This is a genomic window from Mesorhizobium sp. M6A.T.Cr.TU.017.01.1.1, assembly GCF_004023115.1.
In the GTDB taxonomy this organism is placed as follows: domain Bacteria; phylum Pseudomonadota; class Alphaproteobacteria; order Rhizobiales; family Rhizobiaceae; genus Mesorhizobium; species Mesorhizobium mediterraneum.
In genome coordinates this window covers 1-515 of the sequence record NZ_RZTA01000284.1, presented here as the reverse complement: position 1 = coordinate 515, position 515 = coordinate 1, and the positions used below count along the sequence as shown (strand labels likewise).

Genomic DNA, 515 nt, shown 5'->3' with positions numbered 1-515 from the left:
GCAGCCGCTGCTCAACAACCGCCGCATACCGGTCAACCGGGGCAAGGTTCTTGGCGGGTCGAGTTCGATCAACTCGATGGTCTATATTCGTGGCGCCGCGCAGGACTACGATGAATGGGCAGCGCTTGGCTGTGCCGGGTGGTCCTATGCCGATGTCCTGCCCGTCTTCAAGAAATTGGAGCGGAACTGCCTGTTGCAGAGCCCCGCCTATCACGGATTCGACGGCGAATTGCTGGTCGACAATCCGCGCGATCCCAACGTGGTATCCAGCCTGTGGGTTGAGGCGGGCAGAGGCGTAGGCCTGCCCGAGAACCGCGACTTCAATGCCGGTGGCCAACTCGGCCTCGGCATCTACAACGTCACCCAGAACAGAGGCGAGCGCTTCTCGGCCTACAGCGCCTTTGTCCGGCCGATTCTCGGCCGCTCGAATCTACGGATATTGTCAGGCGTCGAGGTTCTTGATCTGGCGATTGAACGCGAGCGCGTCACCGGCGTCAACGTGATCAGGGAAGGCG

1 protein-coding gene is annotated in these 515 nt (G+C 61.6%); it reads left to right on the top strand.

Going from position 1 to position 515, the window contains the following annotated elements:
* On the top strand, nucleotides 1-515 hold a 515-nt coding region (locus EOB36_RS34015), incomplete at both ends, for a GMC family oxidoreductase N-terminal domain-containing protein (RefSeq protein WP_206637243.1).